Source organism: Nocardia sp. NPDC049935 (assembly GCF_055586645.1).
Genome location: NZ_JBVJHV010000002.1, coordinates 164127 through 188702, shown reverse-complemented (window position 1 = coordinate 188702; position 24576 = coordinate 164127). Strand labels below are relative to the sequence as shown.

Annotated in this window: 27 protein-coding genes; 12 read left to right on the top strand and 15 right to left on the bottom strand. The window is 67.4% G+C overall.

The window, feature by feature from the left end:
• Positions 1-31 precede the first annotated feature (31 nt).
• The 5 genes from ACZ6SF_RS09130 to ACZ6SF_RS09110 all read left to right on the top strand — a co-directional run bounded on the left by ACZ6SF_RS09130 (position 32) and on the right by ACZ6SF_RS09110 (position 3749).
• Entirely contained in the window at positions 32-244 is a 213-nt protein-coding gene (locus tag ACZ6SF_RS09130) for a DNA-binding protein (protein WP_466061533.1), read from the top strand.
• A gap of 32 nt (positions 245-276) precedes the next feature.
• Positions 277-1008, top strand: a complete 732-nt coding sequence (locus tag ACZ6SF_RS09125) for a bifunctional DNA primase/polymerase (protein ID WP_466061532.1) — start codon at positions 277-279, stop codon at positions 1006-1008.
• A 494-nt stretch (positions 1009-1502) separates the two neighbouring features.
• Positions 1503-2687, top strand: coding sequence for a hypothetical protein (locus tag ACZ6SF_RS09120; RefSeq protein ID WP_466061531.1), 1185 nt, complete (start codon positions 1503-1505; stop codon positions 2685-2687).
• 288 nt (positions 2688-2975) lie between these two features.
• Complete coding sequence (locus ACZ6SF_RS09115; RefSeq protein ID WP_466061530.1) at positions 2976-3338, top strand: PDDEXK family nuclease; 363 nt, start codon at positions 2976-2978, stop codon at positions 3336-3338.
• A 6-nt stretch (positions 3339-3344) separates the two neighbouring features.
• Positions 3345-3749, top strand: coding sequence for a hypothetical protein (locus ACZ6SF_RS09110; protein ID WP_466061529.1), 405 nt, complete (start codon positions 3345-3347; stop codon positions 3747-3749).
• Between the two features lie 95 nt (positions 3750-3844).
• Here ACZ6SF_RS09110 and ACZ6SF_RS09105 read toward each other — a convergent pair whose 3' ends face one another.
• Positions 3845-4174 carry a hypothetical protein gene (locus ACZ6SF_RS09105; RefSeq protein ID WP_466061528.1) on the bottom strand — a complete coding sequence of 110 codons (330 nt, stop codon included), beginning with the start codon at positions 4172-4174 and terminating at the stop codon, positions 3845-3847.
• 175 nt (positions 4175-4349) lie between these two features.
• On the opposite strand from ACZ6SF_RS09105, the gene ACZ6SF_RS09100 reads away from it, so the two are divergent.
• Positions 4350-5561: a helix-turn-helix domain-containing protein gene (locus ACZ6SF_RS09100; protein WP_466061527.1), complete on the top strand. Its 1212-nt coding sequence runs from the start codon at positions 4350-4352 to the stop codon at positions 5559-5561.
• Between the two features lie 352 nt (positions 5562-5913).
• Here ACZ6SF_RS09100 and ACZ6SF_RS09095 read toward each other — a convergent pair whose 3' ends face one another.
• Entirely contained in the window at positions 5914-6261 is a 348-nt protein-coding gene (locus tag ACZ6SF_RS09095; protein ID WP_466061526.1) for a winged helix-turn-helix transcriptional regulator, read from the bottom strand.
• Between the two features lie 136 nt (positions 6262-6397).
• Here ACZ6SF_RS09095 and ACZ6SF_RS09090 point away from each other — a divergent pair, with 136 nt between their 5' ends.
• Positions 6398-7276 carry an NAD(P)-dependent oxidoreductase gene (locus tag ACZ6SF_RS09090; protein WP_466062227.1) on the top strand — a complete coding sequence of 293 codons (879 nt, stop codon included), beginning with the start codon at positions 6398-6400 and terminating at the stop codon, positions 7274-7276.
• Positions 7277-7323: 47 nt separating this feature from the next.
• On the opposite strand, the gene ACZ6SF_RS09085 is transcribed toward ACZ6SF_RS09090, so the two are convergent.
• Positions 7324-7839 (bottom strand): helix-turn-helix domain-containing protein, encoded by a 516-nt coding sequence (locus ACZ6SF_RS09085; protein WP_466061525.1) that lies wholly within the window; start codon positions 7837-7839, stop codon positions 7324-7326.
• Between the two features lie 155 nt (positions 7840-7994).
• Entirely contained in the window at positions 7995-8639 is a 645-nt protein-coding gene (locus ACZ6SF_RS09080) for a class I SAM-dependent methyltransferase (protein WP_466061524.1), read from the bottom strand.
• Positions 8640-8749: 110 nt separating this feature from the next.
• Here ACZ6SF_RS09080 and ACZ6SF_RS09075 point away from each other — a divergent pair, with 110 nt between their 5' ends.
• Positions 8750-9019, top strand: coding sequence for a cold-shock protein (locus ACZ6SF_RS09075; protein ID WP_466061523.1), 270 nt, complete (start codon positions 8750-8752; stop codon positions 9017-9019).
• Between the two features lie 28 nt (positions 9020-9047).
• Here the strand turns inward: ACZ6SF_RS09075 and ACZ6SF_RS09070 are convergent, their stop codons facing one another.
• Positions 9048-9557, bottom strand: a complete 510-nt coding sequence (locus ACZ6SF_RS09070; protein WP_466061522.1) for a thioesterase family protein — start codon at positions 9555-9557, stop codon at positions 9048-9050.
• A 105-nt stretch (positions 9558-9662) separates the two neighbouring features.
• On the bottom strand, positions 9663-10574 hold the full coding sequence (locus tag ACZ6SF_RS09065) for an oxygenase MpaB family protein (protein WP_466061521.1): 912 nt from the start codon (positions 10572-10574) through the stop codon (positions 9663-9665).
• A 608-nt stretch (positions 10575-11182) separates the two neighbouring features.
• Here ACZ6SF_RS09065 and ACZ6SF_RS09060 point away from each other — a divergent pair.
• Positions 11183-12226, top strand: coding sequence for an ATP-binding cassette domain-containing protein (locus tag ACZ6SF_RS09060; RefSeq protein ID WP_466061520.1), 1044 nt, complete (start codon positions 11183-11185; stop codon positions 12224-12226).
• 53 nt (positions 12227-12279) lie between these two features.
• A complete protein-coding gene (locus ACZ6SF_RS09055; protein WP_466062226.1) occupies positions 12280-13080 on the top strand; it encodes an ABC transporter permease in 801 nt (266 codons plus the stop codon).
• Between the two features lie 8 nt (positions 13081-13088).
• Here ACZ6SF_RS09055 and ACZ6SF_RS09050 read toward each other — a convergent pair whose 3' ends face one another.
• Entirely contained in the window at positions 13089-13301 is a 213-nt protein-coding gene (locus ACZ6SF_RS09050) for a hypothetical protein (RefSeq protein WP_466061519.1), read from the bottom strand.
• 193 nt (positions 13302-13494) lie between these two features.
• On the opposite strand from ACZ6SF_RS09050, the gene ACZ6SF_RS09045 reads away from it, so the two are divergent.
• Positions 13495-14373 (top strand): rhomboid family intramembrane serine protease, encoded by an 879-nt coding sequence (locus ACZ6SF_RS09045; protein WP_466061518.1) that lies wholly within the window; start codon positions 13495-13497, stop codon positions 14371-14373.
• A 46-nt stretch (positions 14374-14419) separates the two neighbouring features.
• On the opposite strand, the gene ACZ6SF_RS09040 is transcribed toward ACZ6SF_RS09045, so the two are convergent.
• Positions 14420-14881 carry a PH domain-containing protein gene (locus ACZ6SF_RS09040; RefSeq protein ID WP_466061517.1) on the bottom strand — a complete coding sequence of 154 codons (462 nt, stop codon included), beginning with the start codon at positions 14879-14881 and terminating at the stop codon, positions 14420-14422.
• A 94-nt stretch (positions 14882-14975) separates the two neighbouring features.
• Positions 14976-15242 (bottom strand): cell division protein CrgA, encoded by a 267-nt coding sequence (gene crgA / locus ACZ6SF_RS09035; RefSeq protein WP_466061516.1) that lies wholly within the window; start codon positions 15240-15242, stop codon positions 14976-14978.
• A 200-nt stretch (positions 15243-15442) separates the two neighbouring features.
• Between crgA and ACZ6SF_RS09030 the strand changes: the two genes are divergently transcribed.
• The gene (locus tag ACZ6SF_RS09030) at positions 15443-16087 is read left to right on the top strand and encodes an aminodeoxychorismate/anthranilate synthase component II (protein ID WP_466061515.1); all 645 of its coding nucleotides are present in this window, start codon (positions 15443-15445) and stop codon (positions 16085-16087) included.
• 52 nt (positions 16088-16139) lie between these two features.
• Here ACZ6SF_RS09030 and pknB read toward each other — a convergent pair whose 3' ends face one another.
• The 6 genes from pknB to ACZ6SF_RS09000 are packed head-to-tail and all read right to left on the bottom strand — an operon-like array spanning position 16140 to position 24464.
• A complete protein-coding gene (pknB, locus tag ACZ6SF_RS09025; RefSeq protein WP_466061514.1) occupies positions 16140-18044 on the bottom strand; it encodes a Stk1 family PASTA domain-containing Ser/Thr kinase in 1905 nt (634 codons plus the stop codon).
• The gene (locus ACZ6SF_RS09020) at positions 18041-19543 is read right to left on the bottom strand and encodes a serine/threonine-protein kinase (RefSeq protein ID WP_466061513.1); all 1503 of its coding nucleotides are present in this window, start codon (positions 19541-19543) and stop codon (positions 18041-18043) included. The genes pknB and ACZ6SF_RS09020 overlap by 4 nt, the downstream gene beginning before the upstream one ends.
• A gap of 37 nt (positions 19544-19580) precedes the next feature.
• A complete protein-coding gene (locus ACZ6SF_RS09015; RefSeq protein ID WP_466061512.1) occupies positions 19581-21047 on the bottom strand; it encodes a peptidoglycan D,D-transpeptidase FtsI family protein in 1467 nt (488 codons plus the stop codon).
• Positions 21044-22519 (bottom strand): FtsW/RodA/SpoVE family cell cycle protein, encoded by a 1476-nt coding sequence (locus ACZ6SF_RS09010; RefSeq protein ID WP_466061511.1) that lies wholly within the window; start codon positions 22517-22519, stop codon positions 21044-21046. Before ACZ6SF_RS09010 ends, ACZ6SF_RS09015 begins: the two co-directional genes overlap by 4 nt.
• Positions 22519-24000 (bottom strand): PP2C family protein-serine/threonine phosphatase, encoded by a 1482-nt coding sequence (locus ACZ6SF_RS09005; RefSeq protein ID WP_466061510.1) that lies wholly within the window; start codon positions 23998-24000, stop codon positions 22519-22521. Before ACZ6SF_RS09005 ends, ACZ6SF_RS09010 begins: the two co-directional genes overlap by 1 nt.
• Complete coding sequence (locus ACZ6SF_RS09000) at positions 23997-24464, bottom strand: FHA domain-containing protein FhaB/FipA (protein WP_466061509.1); 468 nt, start codon at positions 24462-24464, stop codon at positions 23997-23999. The genes ACZ6SF_RS09005 and ACZ6SF_RS09000 overlap by 4 nt, the downstream gene beginning before the upstream one ends.
• Positions 24465-24576: the final 112 nt, after the last annotated feature.

The window sequence follows — 24576 nt, the reverse complement described above, 5'->3', positions numbered from 1 at the left end:
CAATCACGGCATTAGAGAATGGATGGGCGATATGAAAGACACCACGGTCGGGCTCGATACGCTGCTAGACAGCCGCGAAACCGCTAGCTACCTGCACACCACCGAGGCCAAGTTGCGACAGGACCGCTATCTAGGGCGCGGCCCGCGCTACGTCAAGAACGGCCGACGAGTCCTCTACCGCATGGCTGATCTGCGGGAATACCTCGAATCGAACCTTCACGGCGGAGAAGGAAACCGCCGGTGACTGCGCCCGCGAACCGTGCGCGGAACGCTCCGGTGCCCCCTGACCTTGAGGCCAGCGCTCTTGCCTACGCCCGTGCGGGCCTGCCGGTGCTGCCCTTGGCCGAGCGGGGCAAGGTGCCGGTATGCGCGCACGGTAAGGATGACGCCACCACCGAGGTCGGGCAGATCGCGCGGTGGTGGCCGCCGGACTCCCGGCGAAACATCGGTATCCGGCCACCCGCTGGGTTGATCGTGCTCGATATCGACCCCCGGTCCGGTGGGAGTCTGGACCAGCTCGGCGAACTGCCCGACACCCGGACCGCTGAAACTGGTGGCGGTGGTTGGCATCTGTGGTTTCGGTACAGCGGGCCGGTGCGCGGCCGGTTGGCCGGGGCGACCGGGATCGACATCAAGACGCATACCGGGTATCTGGTGGTGCCGCCGTCGGTGCATCCGTCCGGTGTCCGGTATCGCTGGTCGAACGGGGCACCGATAGCGCCGCTGCCGCCGCACCTGGTGGACCGGGTGGCGGTGCCTTCCGGGTCGGTGTATCGGCCGTGCCGGGCGGTGGCCGGTGATACGTCCGGTCTGGTGCGGGTTGTGAGAGATGCCCAGGTAGGAAACCGGAACAACGCCCTGTATTGGGCGGTGAACCGCATTTTCGATGAGCACAGGGACGACCTTTCGGCTCTGCTCGCCAAAGTAGTGGACGGTGCCCGCGCGGCCGGTCTGACCGATGCCGAGATAGAGCGCACGGTCCGGTCTGCTGAACGGCGGTGCGCGTGAGCACCGCCGCCGAACTGGTCGACACCGACAGCGAAACCGCCCAGCGGACCAGGGTTCGTAACACCCTGGTCCGTCGAGCACGGAAAGAATCCGGGGGACTCGTCTCCCGGCGTACCTTCGCGGATTGCTTCTCAGGCACGACGGGGGATCGCCGATTGGTTCCCGAACTACTCGCCGAACTGGTTACCACCGGGCACTTTATCGCTGAACAGCCCCCTGGAAGCCGGTCGGTCAGCTACCGCATTGCTTCGCTCACCGATGCCGGGGACCACGCCGCGGCGGATGGTCCTGGTCCTGAAACCTCTAGGGGCGAGGACCACGGACCACCAGTGCAAAATATGTCTCCATCTGCGGAAACACCTTCCGGCCCCGGTCCTGGCCCGGTATATGGGCAGGGCTTCTCGCCGGACCGTTCTCGGGTCTGGTCGTGGACCACTGAGGACCATTCCCAGGACCACGCGGACCCGGTTGCCGTGTTGTGGAGGTCGCGGCCGGTGCTCGCCCATATCCAGGAGTTCGCCCGTGCTCGACGTGCGGGACCGTGGGCGGTGCTCGGGGTGGTCCTTGCTCGCGTGGTTGCTGCTACTGAACCGAACATCGTGCTTCCGCCGATTGTCGGGTCGGCCGCATCGACCAACCTGTTCGTTGCCCTGGTCGGTCCGTCCGGCGGAGGTAAGGGCGCGGCCGAAGGAGCGGCCGCCGACGCTGTGGAGTTCATCGGCGACGATTCGGCACCGGTCCTCATCGAAGAGTTCCCGGTCGGTTCCGGGGAGGGCATCGCGCGGACATTCCAGCCGGGCACGTTCGGTGAGGACACCGGGCGTACACGCGCGATGTTCACCGCGCCGGAGGTCGACACCCTTGCTGCTATCGGCGCGCGGCAGGGCTCGACGCTCCTGGCCGAACTACGCAAGGTCTATATGGGCGAGCAAATCGGATTCGCGAACGCCAGCAAGCACACTCGTACGTCACTGGCTGCGCATTCGTACCGGGCGTGCCTCAGTGTCGGTGTACAGCCGCTGAAGGCCGGCGCGCTGCTGGACGATGCCGCTGGTGGTACTCCGCAGCGGTTTCTATGGCTGCCTGTCGACGATCCAGGAGCGCCGGAGTTGCGGCCGGTCGACCCGAAACCGCTATCGGTGAAGGTTCGTTCCTGGTCTGCCCGCGTCGAGATGCCGGTACCGGATGCGGCACGCAATGCGATGGACGGGCATCGGCTCGCTGTGCTGCGTGGCGACGACGTCGACCCGCTCGACGGGCATCGGATGCTGACCAGGTTGAAGATTGCCGCTGCGCTGGCGCTGCTCGATGGTCGGGAACTCATCACCGAGGACGATTGGAACCTTGCCGGGAGCATCGTGCGGGTATCGGATCGCACCCGTGCCGGAGTGCAGCGCGCCGCTGCCGAGCGTGCGCGGGCAACGGCACGCGCCCGCGCCGTTGCCAAAGCCGAGGAGGCCGGGGTGATGGCCGATCGCGCCGACGACAACGAGCGTGAACGCATTCGCCGCTCGATCCAGGGATGCCTTGAGCGGCGCGGAACAGTCAGCCGTAAGGATCTGCGAAACAATCTCAAGTCGACGCTGCGTGACCGATTCGACGCTGTATTGGTCGAACTGCTCGACGCCGGAACGATTGTGGCCGGCGACGGAACGACGTACAGGCTCGCCGATGCGTAACCGCATCGAACGGGATAGGTCGGGTAGGACGGTAGGACCACGGTCCTACCGTCGTGAACAGGACAAATACGGTCCTACCCCCAGTCCTACCGGTCCTACCTCGAAAAGCTCGGGTAGGACCACGGTAGGACCAGCGTCCGTCCCTGCAACCAGCGCAAATATCGGTAGGACCACGGTCCTACCGTCCTACCCGATACCGGCCGTCCATCACGACAGAGTGGACCGGCCCGGCGACACAACCGGCGTAAGCGCCGCACGTTGCCTCACTGAGTCCGAGGACATCTCAGAATGACCCAGTACCGCCGTGGTGTGGAGTTCGAGCGTCGCGTTCGCCGCGCCCTGGAAACGGACGGCTATCAGTGCATTCGGTCTGCTGGCAGTAGGTCACCCGCTGATCTGGTGGGTATCAAGCCGGGGCAGATCATCATGGTTCAAGCCAAGCTCGATGGCCGGTGTTCACCCGCTGAGCGAGTGGCTCTGTTGGCGCTGGCCGGTTGTATCGACGCTCTGCCGTTGATCGCGTACCGCGTCCCCGGCGATATCGCCTACCGGCAACTGACCGGGACCGGACCGCGCGACTGGCAGGCATGGACGCCCGATCTGGCCGTTGCCGATTGCCCTGCGCTCAATGTTGACAACAGGGCACGGTGACCGCCGGTGCCGAAGGTCCATTTCGACAACTCCAGTTATCACCCGAACCGGCCGCTGTTCACAACGCCAGGCAATCCGGCGCGCACCACCGTCGCCGAACGGAACCGGCACCGGACCGCGTATCTACTGGCCGCGCGGGACCAGCTCACCTATCAGCAGATCGCCGACCAGCTCGGCTACGCCCACCGCGCGAGCGCGTACAACGCCGTATGGCGGTTCCACCGCCGCCACCTGCCACCACCGACGCCGGGGTATCAGCGTCGCCAGTTCGACGCCCTCACACTCCGTGTGGATGGCTTGGCCTGGCAGGACATCGCCGACCAGCTCGGCTACCGGACCCGCTCGGGCGCGTGGCGGGCCGCGCGCTCGGCGCTGAACCGGATCGACTGGTTATCGGCCGACGACAGTTGACCCCACCTGGTCAGGGCATCATTCCGAAGGCCAGAACACGCACCACACCAGGACAAGCGCGGGCACGGCGGCAGCGACCAGCACACCCGCTGTGATCACCGGGCACTCTCGGTGCCGGTGGTCGGCCACCGGTGCCCGCGCGGGTACAGCTGCATCGGGGTGATCAGTGCGGCGAGATCGGTCACGAGGTGCCGCACCGGATCGGCGTGCGCGAACGACGGCACGACCACGGCGGCGGCGGAATGCTCGTAGATGTGTTGTGCGAGTGCGAGCGCCATCACGACATGGCTGGAATCGGTGGACACCGTGAACACCAGCCGGTATCCGTGTCGCTGCGCCAGGGCGTGGATATCGGTGTGGTTCGTGCTGTCGATGTCTTTGCGGATGAACCCGATTGCCTTCGGTGCCTGCTGTCCGTTCGTCATGGTCCCGCCTTCACCCCTGCTTGTAGTTGTTGGCTGCGCCCGCCGCCGGGGAACCGGGTTCGACCCGGCGGCGGGGCGTGCTGGGAGCTTGGCAGCGGGACCGGTGCGGACGGTCCCACCGTGGGACAATGCCGAATAGCGGGTATTCACGGCCAGTGACGGGAAGGTGGCCACGGTGAGCGACGACCACGAAGACCAGTACATCGGGCAGCGAGTACGTGCGATCCGCGCTCGGCGGGGCATCTCGCAACAGGTGCTCGCCGATCTATCGGGGATGAGCCGCGGAGCGGTCGCCAAGTACGAGAGCGGCGAACGACCGATCGACTCGCGCCGGACACTGCTTGCCCTGGCCGAGGCGCTGGGGGTCACGCTCGGCGAGTTGACCGGACACGAACAGGACACACTCGACCCGGCCACTCTGGGCTTCCACACGGCAGTGCCCGATATCGAGATCGCGCTGTGGACACAAGGCGACGTTACCGACACCCGGCCACCGCGCACCCTGGACGAACTGGCCCCGATGGTCGAACAGGCATCCCGGCTGCGCCACGCCGGAGATTACGCCGCGCTCGGGCCGATGCTGCCCGCGCTGCTCACCGATGCCTACCGTCTCGCCGACAGCGGCAGCGCCGGGGGATGGGACCTGTTGGCAACCGCGACCTACGGCGCGGCATCGGCACTGCGCCAGCGCGGACACGATGCCCTGGCCTGGACCGCGGTACAGGAATCCGAACGCGCCGCATCGCACGCCGATTCGCTGGCACCGGCCGCCGCCGCCGGATTCCTGCGCTCGCAGATACTCGCCGCTCGGCCCGGGGCTCTGTCGTCGGCACGCCGGATCGCTGCCGATACCGCCGACCGGCTCACACCCGACGCACGCACGGTCGGCGAACTGGAGACGGTGGGGATGGCGCGGCTGCAAGCCGGGTTCGCCGAGACCCTGGCCGGCGGGGATGCTGCGCCGCATCTCGCCGAGGCAGCGGAGATCGCCGGACGCCTGGCCGATGCCCGCCCCGGACCCAGCACGGCACGGAACCGGACATTCGGTCCGGCCAACGTCGCACTGTGGCAGATGAGTTCCGCCGTAGAGCGCCGCGAACCGGCCGAGGCACTGCGGATCGCCGAAACCATCGACCCGACCGGACTACCGAACGGAGTCCGGCACGCTCAGTACTTCGTAGAGACCGGCCGTGCGCACGCCATGCGACGCAATTACCGCGATTCGCTGCATGCGCTGCTGCGAGCCGAGCACGCTGCACCCCAGCACGTCCGCGGAATGGCACCGGTCCGTGAACTGGTCGGCCACATGATGCGCAAGGCCCGCCGCGACCTCACCGCTGGCGAACTGGGCAAGCTCGCGCAACGGGTCGGAGTGGTTCCGGGCTGACCCGCCCCGCCTGTTGTAGTCCGGGCCGGGAACCGTGGAGTCGGTTCCCGGCCCGTTAATTCGCGTGGTTGTTCGACTGGACCGCGGAAGCGCGTGCGCAGCCGCTGACCGGACACTTCGTGTCGCTTGTTCCGGCCAGTTCAGAGCGGTAATTGTTGCCCGGATGCCGCCCACATTTTGCCCACAACTGCTGGTGACCACCGGTGCCACCGAGTGATGAGGGCAGACGCGATATCCCAGGTAGGAGCGGCTTCCGTGATGTACGCCCAGCGTAGAGAAACCCCTGACTCGCTTTTGCAAGGCAGGGGTTAGGGGTTCGATTCCCCTAGGCTCCACTTCTCCGCCACCGCGGTCAGCAGGTGGCGGCTCCCACCAGGTGGTCGCGATGGCGATCGCCCCATTCCTCCAACGGGCGCAGCGCGCCGGCCAGATCCTGGCCGAGTGCGGTGAGTGAATACTCCACGCGCGGCGGTACCTCGGGGAACACTTCGCGCCGGACCACCCCGGCCGCCTCGAGCTGACGCAGATTCTCCGTGAGGACTTTCTCGCTGACCCCGGTGAGCTTGCGCCGGATTTCCCCGAACCGGCGCGGCTGCTCGCCGAGTATCCACATCAGGTGCATTTTCCACTTGCCACCGACCACATCGATGGCCAGGGACATACCACAGACATCGTGATCCGTATCACCGGCGGCGGTCATCGCGTCCTCCTGACCTCATCACGGACCTCGAGGTGAGCAACCCCACCCGGGCGTACGTTCTTGTCCACTCTAGCTGCGGCGACGCACTATCGGATCCGGCGCCGATCATCCGAAGGATTACCGAGAGGGCATGGACATGTCTCAGCAGAACAAGCGATCCGTCAGTGTCGTCGGCCTGGGGCCGATGGGGCAGGCGATGGTGCGCGCGTTCCTCGCGGCGGGCGTCGAGGTCACCGTCTGGAACCGGACCCCGGCGAAGGCCGACGCGATGGCGACGCTGGGTGCGAAACGCGCCGATACGGTGGCCGAGGCGCTGGCCGCCAACGAGGTGATCGTGCTCAGCCTGACCCACTACGCCGCGATGTACGAGGTCCTGGAGCCGGTGGCCGATCGGCTCGCCGGGAAGGTGATCGCGAACCTCTCCTCGGATTCACCGGAGACCGCGCGCAAGGGCGGGGCGTGGGTGCGTTCGCACGGCGCCGAATTCCTGTCGGGCGGATTCATGTCGGCCGGCGACGACATCACCCATCCCGCCTCCTACATCTTCTACAGCGGTCCCCAAGAGATCTTCGACGCCCATGCCGACCTGTTGCGGCCCCTGAGCCCGCAGGAGTATCTGGGCGCCGACGACGGTCTGGCGCAGGTTTTCTACCAGGCGTTGCTGATCACCTTCCACCCCTGGATGCTGGCCTTCGACCAGGCGCTGGCGCTGATCGAGAACTCCGGCAACGATATCGACCGATTCCTGCCGTACGCGCAACGCTCCAGCGAGGCCTATCCGTTCTTCATGGCGCAGTACGCGGCGGCCGCGAAGGCGGGCGGCTGGGGCGACGCCGCCGCGTTCGCCATGATGGACGCGGGTGCGCAGCACATCATCGACGCCAGTGAGGAAGCCGGGGTCGACGCCACGCTTTCCCGGACGGCGCAACGGTTCTGGCGAGCCGCCCGCGAGGCCGGAGTGAACGCGGGACGTCCGGTTCCGGTGTTCGAACTCATGCGCTCCGGCGCGTCCTGATCCGTGACCGGCGCCGGCACTCGGTACCGCCGGGCCCGGCCGGGATATCACGCGCCGGGATCGGTGTGGCGCGCCTTCTCCGCGATTTCGGCGCCGTACTCCTGATGGCCGACGCCCGGCAGCTGGTCGAGGGTCAGACCCTCGATATCCCAGCGCGGCCGGGCGTCGGCGATGAAGCGGATGGCGTCCCGGACGAAACGCTCGCCGGCCGGTCTGCCGATATGGGCGGACGGGGTGTACAGGCGGTGCCACCCCAGCAGATCCGCGGCGGTTCCCTCGATCCCCGTGGCGGTGACGGTGTCGTCGGCGCCGGTGGTGTCGGGCAGCAGCAGACTGGTGGGGGAAACACCCAGTGCGACGGCCAGGGCCATGAGATCGTCCACGTCGATCCGGCGCTCGCCGTGCTCGATCCGGGACAAGCCGAGCACGGGGATCGGCCTGCCGAGGGCCTCGAGTCTGCGTGCCAGATCCGCATAGCCGAGGTTCAGCCGGTTGCGATAGCGCACGACGTTCGCACGCACGGTATCCCCGGTCGGCCCGAGCGGGTTCTTCTTGATCACCACCCGATCAGGTTTGTCTATCGAAATGATCGGGTCAAATATCACTACGATCGCTTGCGTGTGGACGCCTTCGGAAGGCCTTTCGCCGCGGAACTATCAGGTTGTTGTCTATCATTACGATAGCTCTACAGCACATTTCGATAGCAATACCCGATCTATCATCTCGATCGGGTCGCCATGAGTGCGGCCTGCGGCGTCGACTCGCCCTGCCGCATGGCCCGGCGCTCGAACCGCATATCGATCGTGAAGCCCGCGGCTTCCAACGCCGCGCCGATCTCGCCGGGTACGAGCCGGTGGAAATCCAAGGCGATCCGCCGGCCGAAACCCTCGTTGTGGCGGACCACCTCGTCGCCCGCCTGGAACCCGAGCAGCAGCCGGCCGCCCGGCCGCAGCACGCGGTGGAACTCGCCGAGTACGCCCGGCCGCTCGGCCGGCGGGATATGGATCAGGGAGTACCAGGACACGAGACCGGCCACCGCGCCGTCGGCGAGATCCGGCGCGGTCATAGAACCCTCGTCGAAACGGATATCGGGGTGCGCCTGGCGGGCCAGCGCCACCATCGCCGGGGACAGGTCGACACCGCGTATCGGCAGGCCCCGGGCCGCCAGGAACGCGGTGGTGTCGCCCGGGCCGCTGCCGAACTCGACGACCGGGCCCGTATCCGCGACCTCCTCCGCGAATGCGGTGAGGAGCGCGCGGGACCAGGGATCGGCGTCGAGTACATCCGCGAAATGCGCGGCGTAGGCGGGCGCGATGCTGTCGTAACCCGAGCGGGTGCGGTCGAGGAAAGCAGGTTCTGGCACAGAGGAAGAGTAGACGTGGGCCCCGGAAGCCGCGGCGACAGTGACGAACCGGGGTCCGGAGCGTAGTTTTGTGGTGTCGAGCCTGATGGAACGAGTGGAGAAGGCCTGGTATGCGCGCTTCTGAGACTGCCGCACCCGGGATCGACGGGTCGGACTGGAGGCGCGGAAGGGTCTTCTGGTTCGACTCCGAGAAGGGTTTCGGCTACATCAAACCCGATGACGGTACCGAGCAGGTTTTCGTCGAGTACCGATGCATCGAAACCGACGGCTACCGCACCCTGCACGCCGGTCAGCCGGTGCTGTTCGTCAGTACCTCGCGGCCACGCGGCCACGAGGCGGTCACGGTCCGTCCGGATGGTATGGGCGGACAACAGGATTGATCGGGGCGGCGCTGCGGATATCCCTCGATCAGCGCCGCACGCCCATGGCCCCGCAGACGGGAGCGGGCCAATCCGCCTGGGCCGGAGCCAGTTCCCGATCGATGGCGGCGGCGATATCCGGGGCGAACGGCGCGGCGGCACGGGTACCCAGATCGACGTGGACGGCGGTGACCTCGAGGGTGCAGCCGAGTCGGCGCGTGCTGTCGTTGACGAGCATCGCGACGATATGAACGACCTTGTCGGACCGGTCCACTCCGCGGACGTACACCGAGACTTCTTCGCCGACCCGCGTTTCGGCGTGGTAGCGGATGTGATGTTCGGCGGTGAAGAATCCGACGCCCCGGCCGGCCCGGTATTCGTCGTTGATTCCGACCCGCTCGAACACCGCCCCCGCAGCCTCGACGCACAGATCGAAGTAGTGCTTGATGTTCATATGGTCGTTCTCGTCGCGGAAGGATTCCGGCACGGTGAACGGGCCCAGCTCCCGGGGTAGCGCCACCACCTGGTCGTAGTCGGGCATCACGGCGGTGCCGGTCATATCCACTCCTGTCTTATCCGGACGCGCCACAGTGTATCGATTCAGCGAAGCGGCCCCGGATCCGTGGTGGATCCGGGGCCGTCCGGTATGGGTATCGCGGGCCGTTCAGAGCGGGCGGGAGTCGATGACCTTGCGCAGTCGCGCCTTGTCCCGCTCGAGTTTGCGCGCTTCGTAGGCGATGGGGAAGTACCGCAGCCGCTCGGGCAGCAGCGGGAGCAGCCGGGCGATGAACCAGCCGAGGATCCGCAATTTGCGCTCATCGGATTCGCTCCAGGTGAGACCCAGTTTCGCGCGGGCCGCCTCGGGGGTGGTGCCGACGGTGACGAAGTACTGCATCCGGCCGAACGGATCGGTCACCGCGCGCCACAGCGGGCGCAGGGCCCGCGGCAGCTGTGTGGGCGGTGCGATGGTGCGGATGACCTTCAGGTAGTCCTTCGAGGTCTGGGTCGCCTCGAGATGGTTCTCGACCTGATCGGCGAAGAACTTCTCGAATTCCGCGTAGGTCGCGGGCAGCTCCTTGGGGGGCACCGAGAAGTTCCGCATGAGCTGGAGGGCTTCGCGGTAGTAGTCCTCCTTCTCCGCGGTCGTCAGCGGTCGCTTCGAGAAGTACTCGGCGTTCTCCGAGAACGCGAAGGTCCCGGTATGCAGCACCCAGGCCCACGGCCCGCTGGACAGCGCCGTATGCCGGACGCCCTTGTCGTCGGTCGTGTTGAGGGTGGCGTGCATCTTGCGGAGACGATCGGTTTCGCCCAGCGATTCCTCACCGCCATAGGTCCACATCATCACCGCGGAGAGGCTGCGCAGCGCCCGGCCGATGGGATCGGTGCGGAAGGTGGAGTGGGCGTCGACCACGGCGGAGATCGTGGGCTCCATGGTCTGCAGGAGGAAGGCCGAGCCGGCGGTCAGGGAGAAGGTGATCAGACCGGTCTCCTCCCAGGTGCGTGTGCCGGGACCGAACGGACGACGCTGGGCCGGAGCGTGCGTGTCGATGGATGCGACGTCGACGGACGCGGTCATGCGGATCTCCCTTGATCTACTGCATCAATCTGATGAGACGATGATACTCCAACTCTCTCACTATTGCGGGTGTTGATCAAGGCCGTACGACGGCCGGGAATGGCCGGATCGGGTGCCGGACCGCAGGTCGGAGGGTCTTTCGGCCGACGGCGTTCGTCCGGACGGCGGAGGTCGGGGTATCCCGGAGCGGAAGCGTCGCGGAATCCGCGGAAGGGATCCGGATATGAGAGCGGGCCTCGGCGAAGGGGGGGAGTTAGCCGAGGCCCGCGTAAGGTCGGCCCGGGGGGGAGGGGCCGACGCGATTGATCCTACGCGATGAATCTGCTTTGCGCGTACAAGGGGCCCAGTAGTTTCCAAGATTTTTTGGTGCAGGTCACAGCCGTATACGCGGGTTCGCGGGCGCCGCGGGAGAGCGGAATCTGTCGGACTGCGATGGCACTATGCCGCTGTGCCGAGGAACCGGATAAATCGGATGAAAACCTCGCCGGTCGCGACGATACTGGGCTCGACATACGGCCGGTCGGCACAAGCGCTGCAGGTCGGGGGCATCACTGCCGCCGGCGTTCCATGACACCTCGTTCCCGACGATTACGAATTCCAGGAGAGATATGCCCGACGCAATAGTCGCCGAGGGTCTCGTCAAACACTACGGTTCGAAGGTCCGTGCCCTCGACGGTCTCGATCTCACGGTTCCCGAAGGCACCGTGACCGCGCTGCTCGGGCCCAACGGAGCCGGGAAGACCACCACCGTGCGGGTACTGACCACCCTGCTGATTCCCGATGCCGGTCGCGCGACCGTGGCGGGTATCGACGTTCTCGCCAGGCCCCGCGCCCTACGCTCGCGTATCGGCGCCTCCGGCCAGTACGCGGCGGTGGACGAATACCTCACCGGGTTCGAGAACCTGGAGATGGTGGGCAGGCTCTACCACATGGGGACGCGGCGCAGTAAGGAGCGCGCGCGGGAACTGCTGGAGCGGTTCCGGCTCAGCGACGCCGCCGACCGCCCGGTCCGGGGATACTCCGGCGGTATGCGCCGCCGGCTCGACCTGGCCGGCGCGCTGGTGGCCAATCCGCCCGTGCTCTTCCTCGACGAACCCACCACCGGCCTGGACCCGCGGGCCCGGCTCGATCTGTGGGATGTCATGGAGGAATTGGTCGCCGGTGGCACCACCCTCCTGCTCACCACGCAGTACATGGAGGAAGCGGACCGGTTGGCCGATGCGATCGCGGTGATCGACCGGGGTCAGGTGATCGCGCGCGGTACCGCCGACGAACTCAAGAGCAAGGTCGGCGGCGACCGGATCGAGCTGACGGTCGATCACGTCGACAATCTGGCCGTGGCCCAGCGGGCGCTCGCGCCGCTCGCCGACGGTGAGATCCACCTCGAACCCGGGCTGCGACGGGTCGTGGTCCCGGTCAGCGACGGATCGCAGGCGCTGGTGGCGGCCATCGGCCGGCTCACCGACGAGGGCGTCAAAATCCACGATGTCGGGCTGCGGCGGCCTTCGCTCGATGATGTCTTCCTCTCGCTGACAGGACATGAGGCCGAGGAGACCGGCAGCGAGGACGCGCAATACCCGAGCCGGGACGACCGGCCCGCCGCGGCGCGAGAAACCGAATCGATCGAGGTAGTGAAAGGAAAGAGTCGATGACCACGGTGGCGACGGCCGACGGTGTCCGGGACGAGCCCACACTGGCCGAGCGGATGTCCATGGTGGTCAGCGACAGTCTGACCGTCACGAAACGCAATGTCATCAAGATCAAGCGAGTTCCCGATGTGCTGATCTTCAGCACGCTCTCGCCGATCATGTTCGTGCTGCTGTTCGCCTATATCTTCGGCACGGCGATCAAGGTGCCCGGACTCGAGGGCGGCTACCGCGAGTTCCTCATCGCGGGCATCTTCGTCCAGACGGTGGTGTTCGGGTCCACCTTCACCGGGTTGAGCCTCGCCGAGGATATGCAGAAGGGCATCATCGACCGGTTCCGGTCGCTGCCGATGGCGCCCTCCTCGGTGCTGATCGGGCGCACGGTCAGCGATGTAGTGATCAACGTGGTCAGCCTGGTGGTGATGTCGCTGACCGGTCTCGTGGTCGGCTGGCGGATCCGCGGGTCGGTGCTCGACGCGGTGCTCGCCTATGCGCTACTGCTGCTGTTCGCCTACGCGATCTCTTGGATCATGGCGGTGGTCGGGCTGCTGGTGCATACGCCGGAGGTGTTCAACAACGCCAGTTTCATGGTGATCTTCCCGCTCACGTTCCTGGCCAACACCTTCGTACCCCTGCAGGATCTGCCGACCCCGCTGCGCGTCTTCGCCGAATGGAACCCCGTATCGGCGCTGACGGAAGCGACCCGTGAATTGTTCGGGAACGCCTCCCCGGCCGTGGACGGGTCGACGGCGTGGTCGCTGGAGCATCCGATCGCCACGACGCTGATCTGGGTGGTGATCATCCTGGTCGTGTTCGTACCGCTGGCGCTGCGGCAGTACCGCAAGACGGTCAGCCGCTGAGAAGAAGGTCAGTCCTCGGCGGTCGCGGCGGTTCCGGGTTCCGGGGCCGCCGCGGCGCCGTTGCGGGAATGGCCGATCCGCGGCGGCGCGGGGGCCGGTTCGGGCGGTGCCGGGCGCTTACTGCGCACCAGCCACGCCGTCCCGCCCGCCGCCGCGACCGCGGCGGCGGCCAGCAGGCGGTAACGCGAACGACCGGACGGACGCAAGGGCCTCGAACTCATGGCTCAACTCTGGCACAGCCGGGCCGATAACGCAGACCTCCTGGTCAGGCCCCGTACGGCGGTGTGATCACGGGTACGGTTCGATCCGCGCGAAACGGACACATGGCACGATAGGGCAGGTGAGAACGACACGCCGCATCCGGTCGGCAGCGCGCCGCGAGATCATCCAGCCGTCCATATCGCGGGTCGTTCGATGAATCCGCAGCAGTCGCCACCCCCCGCTCCGGTATGTGTGCGCCATCCCGATCGTGCGACCGGGCTGTCGTGTACCCGATGCGGGCGCCCGGCATGCCCGGAATGCCTGCGCCCGGCCTCGGTGGGGCAGCACTGCGTCGATTGTCTGCGCGCCGACCAGCGCACGGCCCCGCGGACGCGCACCGTATCCGGCGCGGTGGCCGCGCGTACCGGTACCCCGATCGTCACCTACACACTGATCGCCCTCAATGTGCTGGTCTACGCCGTCACCGCGGCGCAGTCGCGCAGCCTGATGGCGAACGAGCGTGGGTCCGCTCTGTTCGTGGACTGGGTCATGTACCCGCCGGCGGTCGCGAGTGGCGAGTGGTTCCGGGTGATCGGCTCGGGGTTTCTGCACTACGGGCTGATCCACCTCCTGCTGAACATGTTCGCGCTCTACATCGTGGGTCGCGATATCGAGGTGGTCCTGGGCCGGGCCCGCTTTCTGGCGGTCTACCTGATCTCACTACTGGGCAGCGCGGCCGCGGTGATGCTGCTGGCCCAGGACAATCTGACCGCCGGGGCGTCGGGTGCGGTGTACGGCCTGTTCGGCGCGATCACCGTGCTCCTGATCCGGCTGCGTCAGAATCCGAACAGCATGCTGATCCTGATCGGCATCAACGTGTTCATCAGCTTCTCGTTGCCCGGTATCTCGCTGTGGGGTCATCTCGGCGGCCTGGCCGCCGGCACCCTGGCCGCTCTCGGAGTCGTCTTCCTGCCGTCCTGGGTGGGAGCTCGAACGCCCGAGCGGGCGCGAACGGTCGGCATCGTCGCGCTGGTGGCCCTGGCCGTGGCCGCGCTGGCGGTGATCGTCGTCGCCACCCTGGCGCTGCGCTGACCCGCCCTATTGTTTTACGTGAAACATGGTGGCGGGCCGGGCGTGTTCAGCGCGCGGACTCGCCGTGCAGGCGCAGTTCCTTGCGCAGGGTCTCGTAGACGTCTTCCGGGCTGGTGCCCAGATCCCATCGGCCGAAGATGAGCAGTCGTTCGGTGCCGAGGTGGTCGACGTCGATTTCCAGCATCGGCGACTTCCGGCCCAGCCGGCGGTAGCCCACCACCCGGGCGCGCAGGATCTGTTCCCGGGTATAGCTCGTCACGCCGGTCAGCCCCCGCAGTACGAGTAGCGGCCGGTCACCCGGAACGACGGACAGACGCGGCCGCTGCCGGATCCCCATCGCGGCGAGCCCCAGCAGCACCAGCGCGGCCACGCCGAGCAGGAACTTGCCGGGGACCTCGGTGGTGAAGACCGCGGCGCCGGCCAGTATCAAACCCCCCGCTCCGACCGCGACCAGCGCGGGCAGTGGAGTCGTCCAGGCCAGGCTCGGTTCCGTGCTCTCGGGCTGCACGCGGCGTCGTCCCCTATCCGTCCGATGAGTTATCCACAGGGTTATCCACAAGTGTGCATTAATTACACGCGTGTAATCCCTGGTCGTGGACGCGCTAGCGCCACCGCATCGTCATGATCAGCCCGACCACCATCAGCCCGAACCCGATGAGGAAGTTCCAGGCGTTGAGGTTGCTCATCCAGCCGATCTGGTCGGCCGCGAGGTAATAGACCAGCAGCCACACCAGCCCGGCGAGCATGAAGCCGAGCATGATGGTGACGTACCAGACAGGCGATGGACCGGCCGCCTTCACCTTCACCGGCGTGCGGCTGGCGGGGTTGATCGTGTAGTCGGTCTTCTTCCGGACCTTCGACTTGGGCATGATGTCCTCGTGTTCAGCGTGCAGGTCGTGTTCCAAGGCTATCCCACCAGGTAATCGCCGTGATGCCCAGCGGCCCGCCCGGTGTCTTCCGGGCAGGTGGAGCGCGGTGGGCGCTTCGCACGGCTCGGCCGTTCCGCCGACACGGTCCCAACCGCGGGCCGGGGCGCTCCTGGTGGGCGCCGAACACGTAATCTTTCTGCATGCGTGTTCTGGTCGTCGACAACTACGACAGCTTCGTGTTCAACCTGGTCCAGTATCTGGGTCAGCTGGGCGTCGAGGCCGTTGTCTGGCGCAACGACGATCCGCACCTCGACGATCTGGACGCCGTGGCCCGTGACTTCGACGGGATCCTCATCAGCCCGGGTCCCGGCACTCCGGAACGGGCCGGTGTGAGCATCGAACTGGTGCGCGCCTGCGCCCGGCAGACCACCCCGCTGCTCGGCGTCTGCCTCGGTCATCAGGCGATCGGCGCCGCCTTCGGCGCGACCGTCACCCGCGCGCCGGAACTCCTGCACGGCAAGACCAGTTCGGTATTCCATATCGGAGCCGGAGTGCTCGCCGGTCTGCCCGATCCCTTCACCGCCACGCGGTATCACTCGCTGACCGTGGTGGAAGAGACGATCCCGCCGGAGTTCGAGGTCATCGGGCGCACCGAGACCGGCATCGTCATGGCGCTGCGGCATCGGGAGCTGCCGATCCACGGCGTGCAGTTCCATCCGGAATCGGTGCTGACGCAGGGCGGGCACCGGATGCTGGCGAACTGGCTGGAGTTCTGCGGCCGGCGCCCCGCCGAGGGCCTGGTGGAAATGCTGGAATCCGAGGTCGCCGCGCTCGCCGTGTCGTGACGGTTCCCGATCACTGAACCGGAGATGTTGCCGGGCCGCGGCCCGGCAACACTCACGGCGGACCCAGCGGAAGCACTCCCGTATTGATGGTGACCGTTGTCGAGGACTGCACGGTCGTCCCGGCCGACGGCTGCTGGCTGAGCACCTTGCCGGCCTGATCGGAGTTCAGGGTGATCTGCGTGATCTGCCGGACCTGGTTCACGCTGCCCTGCCAGCCGCTTTCGCGCAGTTTGTCCACGACCTCGGCCGCGCTCAGGCCGATCAGGTTCGGCATGGCGATCCGGTCGCTCTGCGCCACCTGGACCGTGATCGTCGAACCCTTGTCGGCCATGGACCCGCCGGCGGGATCGGTGGACAGCACCTCGCCGCGCGGCCGCGCCGATTGCACCTGCTCCACCACGATCTTGAAGCCGGCGCCCTCGAGGTTCGGCTGCGCCACATCGATCAACTGACCGACCACATCGAGCACCCGGACCTGTTCCGGACCGGAGCCCACGACAAGGGTGATCGGGCTGCCGGCATCCATCTCGATCCCGGGCGAGGGATCCTGGCCGATCACCTTGTCCTTGTCCTGCGCGCTGGACGGCTCCCGCTTCACATCCGGATTGACCTGCAGACCGGCGTTGTTGAGTTCCTGCTCGGCCTCCTGCTGGGTGAGGCCGGTGAGCCGGGGTACCGGCACCTGCTGCGGTCCGGTGGACACCTGCACGGTGATGGTGCTGCCCTCGTCGGCCCGGGATCCGCCCAGCGGCTGGGTCGCGATGACATTGCCGGCGCCGATCTTGCCGTCCGGCTTCTCCTGGATGGCGACATCGAACCCGAGGGAATCGAGTTTCTGCTCGGCCTCACTCGCGGAGACGTTCGAGACATCCGGCACCGCGACCTGGTCGGGTCGGCTGCCCGGTCCCAGCAACATCCAGAACAGGCCGAACGCCAGAGCCACCGCGGCGACCGCACCGGCCGCGATATAGGCGGTCCGCCGGTTTCCGCCGTCGCGGGCGTAATCGTCGTGGTCTTCGTCGTCGTCGAGGCGGTGGTAGCCGCGCGATCCCGGATCGGCCGGGCCGAGCATCGTGGTGCGATCCTCGTCGGTCATCACCATGGGTGCGCCGGGCTTCTGCCCGCCCAGTACCCGGATCAGGTCCGCGCGCATCTCGGCCGCGCTCTGATAGCGGTTGGCCGGATTCTTGGCCATCGCCTCGAGGACCACGGAATCCAGTTCGCGCGGCACCCCCTCGTGGACGAGCGAAGGCAGCCGCGGATCCTCCCGGACGTGCTGATAGGCCACCGCGACCGGGGAATCACCGGTGAACGGCGGCTCACCGGTGAGGATCTCGAAGAGTACGCAGCCCACGGAGTACACATCGGAGCGGGCATCGACGGTTTCGCCGCGCGCCTGCTCCGGCGACAGGTACTGGGCGGTACCGATCACGGCCGCGGTGGCGGTCATCGGATTGGCGGCGTCGGCGAGCGCGCGGGCGATACCGAAGTCCATCACCTTCACCGCGCCCGCCCGGTTGATCATGATGTTGGCGGGTTTCATATCGCGGTGCACGATTCCGGCCTTATGGCTGAAATCCAGCGCGGCGCAGACGTCGGCGACGACCTCCATCGCGCGGCGCGGCGGCAGCGGGCCCTCGTTGCGCACGATATCGCGCAACGTATCGCCCTCGACGTACTCCATCACGATGAAGGGCAGCGGCCCGCCGTCGACCTCGGCCTCACCGGTGTCGTACACGGCGACGATGGCGGGATGGTTCAGCGCCGCGGCATTCTGGGCCTCACGCTTGAACCGCAGGTAGAACGTGGGATCGCGGGCGAGGTCGGCGCGCAGCACCTTGATCGCGACATCGCGGTTCAAACGGAGGTCGCGTGCTCTGTGTACCTCCGACATTCCGCCGAACCCGATGATCTCGCCCAGCTCGTAGCGGGACGAGAGGTTCTTCGGGGTCGTCATGGCTGTCCTTGCGGATTAAAGGGCGGCATGGTGAAGGTGGTGCGGTTGTCTACCGTCGGGACGACATCGGGGAACTCGATGGGCGGGACCACCGGGCGACTACGCGTGGTGGTCGTCTCCTCGTCGGTGGTCTCTTCGGTGGTGGTCGGCGCGGTGGTCGTCGACTGCGTCGTCGTCGGCGGCTGCGTCGTGGTGGTCGGCGGCTGCGTCGTCGTGGTCGGCGCCGGCGGTGTGGTCGTTTCGCTCGGAGTCCACACCGGCGGTTCGGTGACCTCGTAGGTCGTGGTGACCGGGGGCGGAAGCTGGCGGGTGGTCGGGGCGGTGCTCGAGGTTCCCGGAACGCTGCCGTCCGGGTTGGTGTCACCGCCGAAGAGCAGCCACAGCACGGCCCCGCCGAGTAGCAGCGCGCCGATGCCCAGCCCGATCATCCACCGCTGGTTCTTGTTGAGCCCGCCGCCGGAACCGTTCCGGTAATCCTCGGGGTCCACCTCGTGCGCACCGCGATCCATCGCGGTGGCCGGGCCCGCCATGGCGGTGGGCGGCGTGACGTAACCGGCCGCGGGGGGCGTGTTGTAGCGCATGGTCGCGCCCTCGTCGTAACCCGGCTGCGGCGCCGGGATCACGCTGGTCGGACCGGCCGCGGCGAGGTTACGGGGCGGGGGCGGGCGGCGGCCCGAACGCACCGCCGCCACCGCTTCGGCGAATTCGCCGCCGTCGGTGTAGCGCTGCGAGGGATCCTTGGCCAGGGTGATCTCGACCAGCTCGCGCACGTTCGGGGGGAGGTCGGCCGGCATCGGCGGCGGAACCTCGCGCACATGCTTCATCGCGACGGTGAGGGCGCCGTCGCCGGTGAACGGGCGGACCCCGGCCAGCGCCTCGTAACCCACCACACCCAGCGAGTACACATCGCTGGCCGCGGTCGCGTCCTCGCCGACGGCCTGCTCCGGCGCGATGTACTGCGCGGTGCCCATCACCATGCCGGTCTTGGTGACCGGTGAGGCGTCGACCGCCTTGGCGATACCGAAGTCGGTGATCTTCACCTGGCCGGTCGGGGTCACCAGGATGTTTCCGGGTTTGACGTCGCGGTGCACGACACCGGCCTGATGCGCGACCTGCAGGGCGTTGCCGGTCTGCTCCAGCAGGTCCAGTCCCTGCACCACCGACAGCCGGCCGAGCCGGTTCAGCACATTGTTGAGCGGTTCGCCCTGCACCAGCTCCATCACCAGGTAGGCGGTCTCACCGCCCTGCGGGTCGTAGGTCTCGCCGTAGTCGTAGATACCGGCGATACCGGAGTGGTTCAGCTGCGCGGTCGTCCGGGCCTCGGTGCGGAACCGGTGCCGGAAGGTCGGGTCGGCGGAGAACTCGGACTTGAGCACCTTGACCGCGACACGACGATCCAGCCGGGTGTCCAGGGCTTCCCACACCTGGCCCATCCCGCCGGTGGCGATCAGCCGCTGCAGCCGGTAGCGGTCCGCGATCATCGCGCCGTTTGTCAGCATCGGGTTCCCCGCAGATTCACTCGCACATCCATCTCGTTCAGCGACCTCGCAGACCTGCGTCCAGTACCGCCCGGGCAACCGGCGCGGCGACCGACCCACCGGTTGCCGCCAGCGCCCGGTCACCGCCGTTCTCCACGATGACCGCGATGGCGATCTTCGGGTTCTCGGCGGGGGCGAACGCTATGTACCAGGCATGCGGCGGTGTGTTGCGCGGATCGGAGCCGTGCTCGGCGGTACCGGTCTTGGACGCGATCCGGTAGCCCGAGCCGCCGCTGCCCGCGGTGTTCTCTTCCGAGGCCACCATCAGGTCGGTCAGCGTAGACGCTACCTCCGCGCTCACCGCCTGCCCGACCGAGACCGGTTCGGTGGTGGCCAGTTCACTCAGATCGGGGTTCTGCAACTGGTCGACGAGGTAGGGCTCCATACGCACGCCGCCGTTGGCGACGGTAGCCGCGATCACCGCGTTGTCCAGTGGAGTGAGTGCCACATCACGCTGGCCGATACTGCTCTGCGCGAGGGCGGCGTCGTCGGGGATATTGCCCACCGAACTCTCGGCGACCGGCATCGGGATGCCGCGATGCGGACCGATACCGAAGGCGGCCGCCTCGTCTTCCAGCGCCGCCGAGCCGACATCGACACCGAGTTCCACGAACGCCGTATTGCAGGACCGGCGGAACGCCTCGTAGAGACTCGCGGTGGCGCCGGAACCGCAGGTGCTGCCGTTGTAGTTCTCCAGCGTGGTGCTGGTGCCCGGCAGGGTGATGTTGGGCGCCGCGGTGAACTGGCTCTGCGGGTTGGCCTTGCCGTTGGACAGCGCGGCCGCGGTGACCACGACCTTGAAGGTGGAGCCCGGCGGGTAGGTCTGCGAGATCGCCCGGTTCAGCATGGGCTGGTTCTCGTCCGCGCTCAGGCTCTCCCAGGCCTGGGTGCCCTGGGCGCCGTCGTGTCCGGACAGCTGGTTGGGGTCGTAGCTGGGCGTGGACACCATGGTCAGGATCTTGCCGGTGCTGGGTTCGATGGCCACCACCGAACCCGTGTAGCCCTTGCTGGTGAGTTCGTCGTAGGCGACCTGCTGCATCGCGGGGTCGATCGTGGTGACCACATTGCCGCCGCGGGGGTCGCGCCCGGAGACGAGATCGACCAGCCGGCTCCCGAACAGCTGCGCGTCGGACCCGTTGAGTACCGGGTCCTCGGCGCGTTCCAGGCCGGTGCTGCCGTACTGCATCGAGTAGAAGCCGGTGACCGGCGCGTAGGCGGCCGGATCGGTCGGATAGACGCGCAGATACTTGTAGCGGTCGTCGGTGGCGACCGAACTCGCCAGTACCGTGCCGCCGGCGGAGATCTGCCCGCGCTGGCGGGAGTACTCGTCGAGCAGCACCCGGGAGTTCCGGGGGTCGGCGCGGTAGTCGTCGGCCTTGATCACCTGGACGTAGGTGGCGTTGAGCAGCAGGGCCACGATCATCACCATGACCGCCATGGCCACCCGGCGTAGCGGTGTGTTCACTGGTGACCCCCTCGCGGTCGCGACACCATCACGGTCTGGGCTTCCGCCAGCGGCGCGGGGGCGGGTTCGCGGCGGCGGGCCGGAGCCGGTTCGCGGGCCGCGTCGGAGATCTTGATGAGCAGGGCCAGCAGGATGTAGTTGGCCAGCAGCGAGGAGCCGCCGTAGGAGACGAAGGGGGTGGTGAGACCGGTGAGCGGGATCAGCTTGGTCACTCCGCCCACGACCACGAAGACCTGGATCGCGATGGTGAACGACAGACCGGCCGCGAGCAGTTTGCCGAAGCTGTCCCGGATCGCCAGCGCGGTCCGCATACCGCGCAGGATCAGCATCAGGAACAGGATCAGGATGGCGGTCAGGCCGATGAGCCCCAGCTCTTCGCCGATCGTGGTGACGATGAAGTCGGTTTTGGCGAACGGCACCTGCGAGGGCCGCCCGCTGCCGAGACCGGTTCCGGCGAGACCGCCGGTGGCCAGCCCGAACAGCGACTGCACGATCTGATAGCCGGTGTTGTTGTAGTCGTCGAAGGGGTGCAGCCAGGTCTCCACGCGCACCCGGACATGCCCGAACAGCTGGTAGGCGAAGACGAATCCGACCAGCAGCAGTCCGCCGCCGATGAGCAGCCAGCCGACGCGCTCGGTCGCGATGTAGAGCATCACCAGGACCGTGCCGAAGATCAGCAGCGAGGTGCCGAGGTCCTTCTCGAATACCAGCACGCCGATGCAGACGATCCAGACGGCGAGGATCGGGCCCATATCGCGGGCCCGCGGGAATTCCATCCCGAGGAAATGCCGGCCGGCCGCGGTGAACAGTTCACGTTTGGACACGAGAACCGAGGCGAAGAAGATGATCAGCAGGATCTTGGCGAATTCGCCGGGCTGCAGGCTCAGGCCGGGCAGTCGGATCCAGATCTTCGCCCCGTTGACCTCGGACAGCGAACTGGGCAGGATCGCCGGGATCGCGAGCGCCACCAGGCCGACCAGTCCGAGGGTGTAGGCGTATTTGGCCAGCGTCCGGTAGTCGCGCAGCACCAGCAGGATCACGACGAACAGGACGATGCCCAGAGCCGTCCACAGGATCTGCTGGTTGGCGTCGGGGGAGGGGATATCCCACGAGTTGTAGGCCGCCGTCTGCTGATCCGCGAGATCCAGGCGGTGGATGAGCACCAGCCCGATCCCGTTGAGCAGGGCGACGATCGGCAGCAGCAGCGGGTCGGTATAGGGCGCGAACCGGCGCACCGCGAGGTGGGCGACGGCGAACAGCCCCAGATAGGCCAATCCGTATTTCGCGATATCCCAGGTCAGCGACTGTTCCTGGCCGGCTTCGACCAGGAACAGCGCGGCCGTGGTGATGAATGCGGCGAATCCGAGCAACAAGAGTTCGGTATTACGCCGGTTCCGCGGTGACGGCGCTGCAGCGAAACCGCCCGGGGGGCTCGGAATGGCCCCGGCGGACGGTGGTGCCGGTGCGGACATCAGTCCGCCACCCGGCAGTTCTCCCCGGCGATCTGGGGCGCTGCGGTGGTCGTCGGCGCCGGCGCGGTGGTGGTCGGCGGTGCGGGCGGCGCGGGATTCTCGCCGTTGGCACCGGGTGCGGGCGCGGCCGGGGGCGCCGCCGGAGTGGGGGTCGGCGCGGCCGGGGGCGCGGGTGTCGGGGTGGTGGTCACCACGCCCGGCTGGGCCGCGGAGGCGTTCTTCTTGCAGACCGGCAGCAGTTCGCGATCCGCCAGAACCCGCATCTGCTCCTTGGCCTTGTCCAGGGTGCCGGGCGGCAGCCCGCGTTCCACCTGGTCGCGGCCGGTCTGCTCGAGATCGCTGACCTCGAGCACACGGCAGTCCTCGGGCAGCGGCTTACCGCTGTCGACGAGGCTGAGTTCATCCTTCGCGGTCACGCAGCCGACCAGGTTCACCTCGTGGATGGAGTATCCGAGGATCGAACCGGGCAGGCCCTGCATGACCACGACGCTGTTGTTGTCCGCGCCCACGTAGTAGTTGGAGCGGATCATCTTGTAACCGACGACCAGTCCGATCCCGACCGCCAGCACCAGCGCCAGGGCCAGCAGCACCCAGCGCAGTTTGTGCGATTTCTTCGGCTCGGGTTCGGGCTCGCCCGCGGCCCGGCGGGGCGCGGCGGCCGGCGGCCGCATGGCGGCGGCGCGGCCGGCGGCGGTGTTCGGCGGCGGATTGTCCTCGGCCTCACCGGACGCGGCGCCCGCGACGATCGGATGGCTCTGGCCGTAGTCCAGGTCGATGACATCGGCCACCACCACGGTGACGTTGTCCGGACCGCCGCTGCGCAGCGCGAGCTCGATGAGCCGGTCGGCGCATTCGTCGGTACTGCCCTCGCGCATGGTGTTGGCGATGGTCTCGTCGCTGACCACGTCGGAGAGTCCGTCGGAGCACAGCAGATAGCGGTCACCGGCGCGGGCCTCGCGCATCACCAGCGTCGGCTCGATCTCGTTGCCGGTGAGGGCACGCATGATCAGCGACCGCTGGGGATGGGTATGGGCCTGTTCGGGGGTGATCCGGCCTTCGTCCACCAGCGACTGGACGAAGGTGTCGTCGCGGGTGATCTGGGCCAGCTCGCCGTCGCGCAGCATATAGGCGCGCGAATCGCCGATATGGACCATGCCGAGTTTCTTGCCCGCGAACAGGATCGCGGTGAGCGTGGTGCCCATCCCATCCAGTTCGGGCTCTTCCTCGACCTGTTCGGCGATCGCGGAATTACCGGCGTGGGTGGCCCGGTTCAGCTTGCCGAGCAGGTCTTCGCCGGGTTCGTCGTCGTCGAGGTGCGCCAGCGCGGCGATCATCAGCTGTGATGCCACTTCACCGGCCGCGTGCCCGCCCATGCCGTCGGCAAGGGCCAGCAGGCGGGCGCCCGCGTAGACGGAATCTTCGTTGTTGGCGCGGACGAGGCCGCGGTCGCTGCGCGCTGCGTAGCGGAGAACAAGTGTCACGATCGGAGCTCGATCACTGTCTTGCCGACCCGGACCGGAGTGCCGAGCGGAACGCGGACTGCGGTGGTGACTTTGGCGCGATCGAGGTATGTACCGTTGGTCGAGCCGAGGTCTTCGACGTACCAGTCGTCACCGCGTAGGGACAGCCGGGCATGTCGCGTGGAGGCGTAATCGTCGGTGAGCACCAGTGTGGAATCGTCCGCACGGCCGATCAGCACCGGTTGGGTACCCAGCGTGATGCGGGTACCGGCGAGAGAACCTTGAGTCACCACAAGATATTTGGCGCCCTTCTGGCCCCGGCGCATGGACGGCAGCACCGTGGAACCGCGCGGTCCCCGGTTCTGGAGCCGCACTCCGGAGGCCGCGTAGATATCACTGCGGAGGGTGCGCAGGATTGCCCACACGAACAGCCACAGCAGCAGGAGGAACCCGGCACGGGTCAGTTGCAGAATCAGGCCCTGCACGGCGCTCCACCTCCTGTTCGACCGTGTGTCGGTGCCGTCGGAGTGGTGTGACCCACCCCGTGGCAGTGCTCGTCCCGGCGGCGCCCGGTATGGCGCCGCGAGCATGTTGGCA

Bases quoted from the DNA above. Each gene is read 5' to 3' on its own strand.
- ACZ6SF_RS09030 (WP_466061515.1), top strand. From the start codon at position 15,443: ATGCGTGTTCTGGTCGTCGACAACTACGACAGCTTCGTGTTCAACCTG.
- ACZ6SF_RS09045 (WP_466061518.1), top strand. From the start codon at position 13,495: ATGAATCCGCAGCAGTCGCCACCCCCCGCTCCGGTATGTGTGCGCCAT.
- ACZ6SF_RS09090 (WP_466062227.1), top strand. From the start codon at position 6,398: ATGTCTCAGCAGAACAAGCGATCCGTCAGTGTCGTCGGCCTGGGGCCG.
- ACZ6SF_RS09020 (WP_466061513.1), bottom strand. From the start codon at position 19,543: ATGCTGACAAACGGCGCGATGATCGCGGACCGCTACCGGCTGCAGCGG.
- ACZ6SF_RS09060 (WP_466061520.1), top strand. From the start codon at position 11,183: ATGCCCGACGCAATAGTCGCCGAGGGTCTCGTCAAACACTACGGTTCG.
- ACZ6SF_RS09105 (WP_466061528.1), bottom strand. From the start codon at position 4,174: ATGACGAACGGACAGCAGGCACCGAAGGCAATCGGGTTCATCCGCAAA.
- ACZ6SF_RS09010 (WP_466061511.1), bottom strand. From the start codon at position 22,519: ATGTCCGCACCGGCACCACCGTCCGCCGGGGCCATTCCGAGCCCCCCG.
- ACZ6SF_RS09075 (WP_466061523.1), top strand. From the start codon at position 8,750: ATGCGCGCTTCTGAGACTGCCGCACCCGGGATCGACGGGTCGGACTGG.
- ACZ6SF_RS09095 (WP_466061526.1), bottom strand. From the start codon at position 6,261: ATGACCGCCGCCGGTGATACGGATCACGATGTCTGTGGTATGTCCCTG.
- ACZ6SF_RS09130 (WP_466061533.1), top strand. From the start codon at position 32: ATGAAAGACACCACGGTCGGGCTCGATACGCTGCTAGACAGCCGCGAA.
- ACZ6SF_RS09115 (WP_466061530.1), top strand. From the start codon at position 2,976: ATGACCCAGTACCGCCGTGGTGTGGAGTTCGAGCGTCGCGTTCGCCGC.
- crgA (WP_466061516.1), bottom strand. From the start codon at position 15,242: ATGCCCAAGTCGAAGGTCCGGAAGAAGACCGACTACACGATCAACCCC.
- ACZ6SF_RS09055 (WP_466062226.1), top strand. From the start codon at position 12,280: ATGTCCATGGTGGTCAGCGACAGTCTGACCGTCACGAAACGCAATGTC.
- ACZ6SF_RS09070 (WP_466061522.1), bottom strand. From the start codon at position 9,557: ATGACCGGCACCGCCGTGATGCCCGACTACGACCAGGTGGTGGCGCTA.
- ACZ6SF_RS09065 (WP_466061521.1), bottom strand. From the start codon at position 10,574: ATGACCGCGTCCGTCGACGTCGCATCCATCGACACGCACGCTCCGGCC.
- ACZ6SF_RS09050 (WP_466061519.1), bottom strand. From the start codon at position 13,301: ATGAGTTCGAGGCCCTTGCGTCCGTCCGGTCGTTCGCGTTACCGCCTG.
- pknB (WP_466061514.1), bottom strand. From the start codon at position 18,044: ATGACGACCCCGAAGAACCTCTCGTCCCGCTACGAGCTGGGCGAGATC.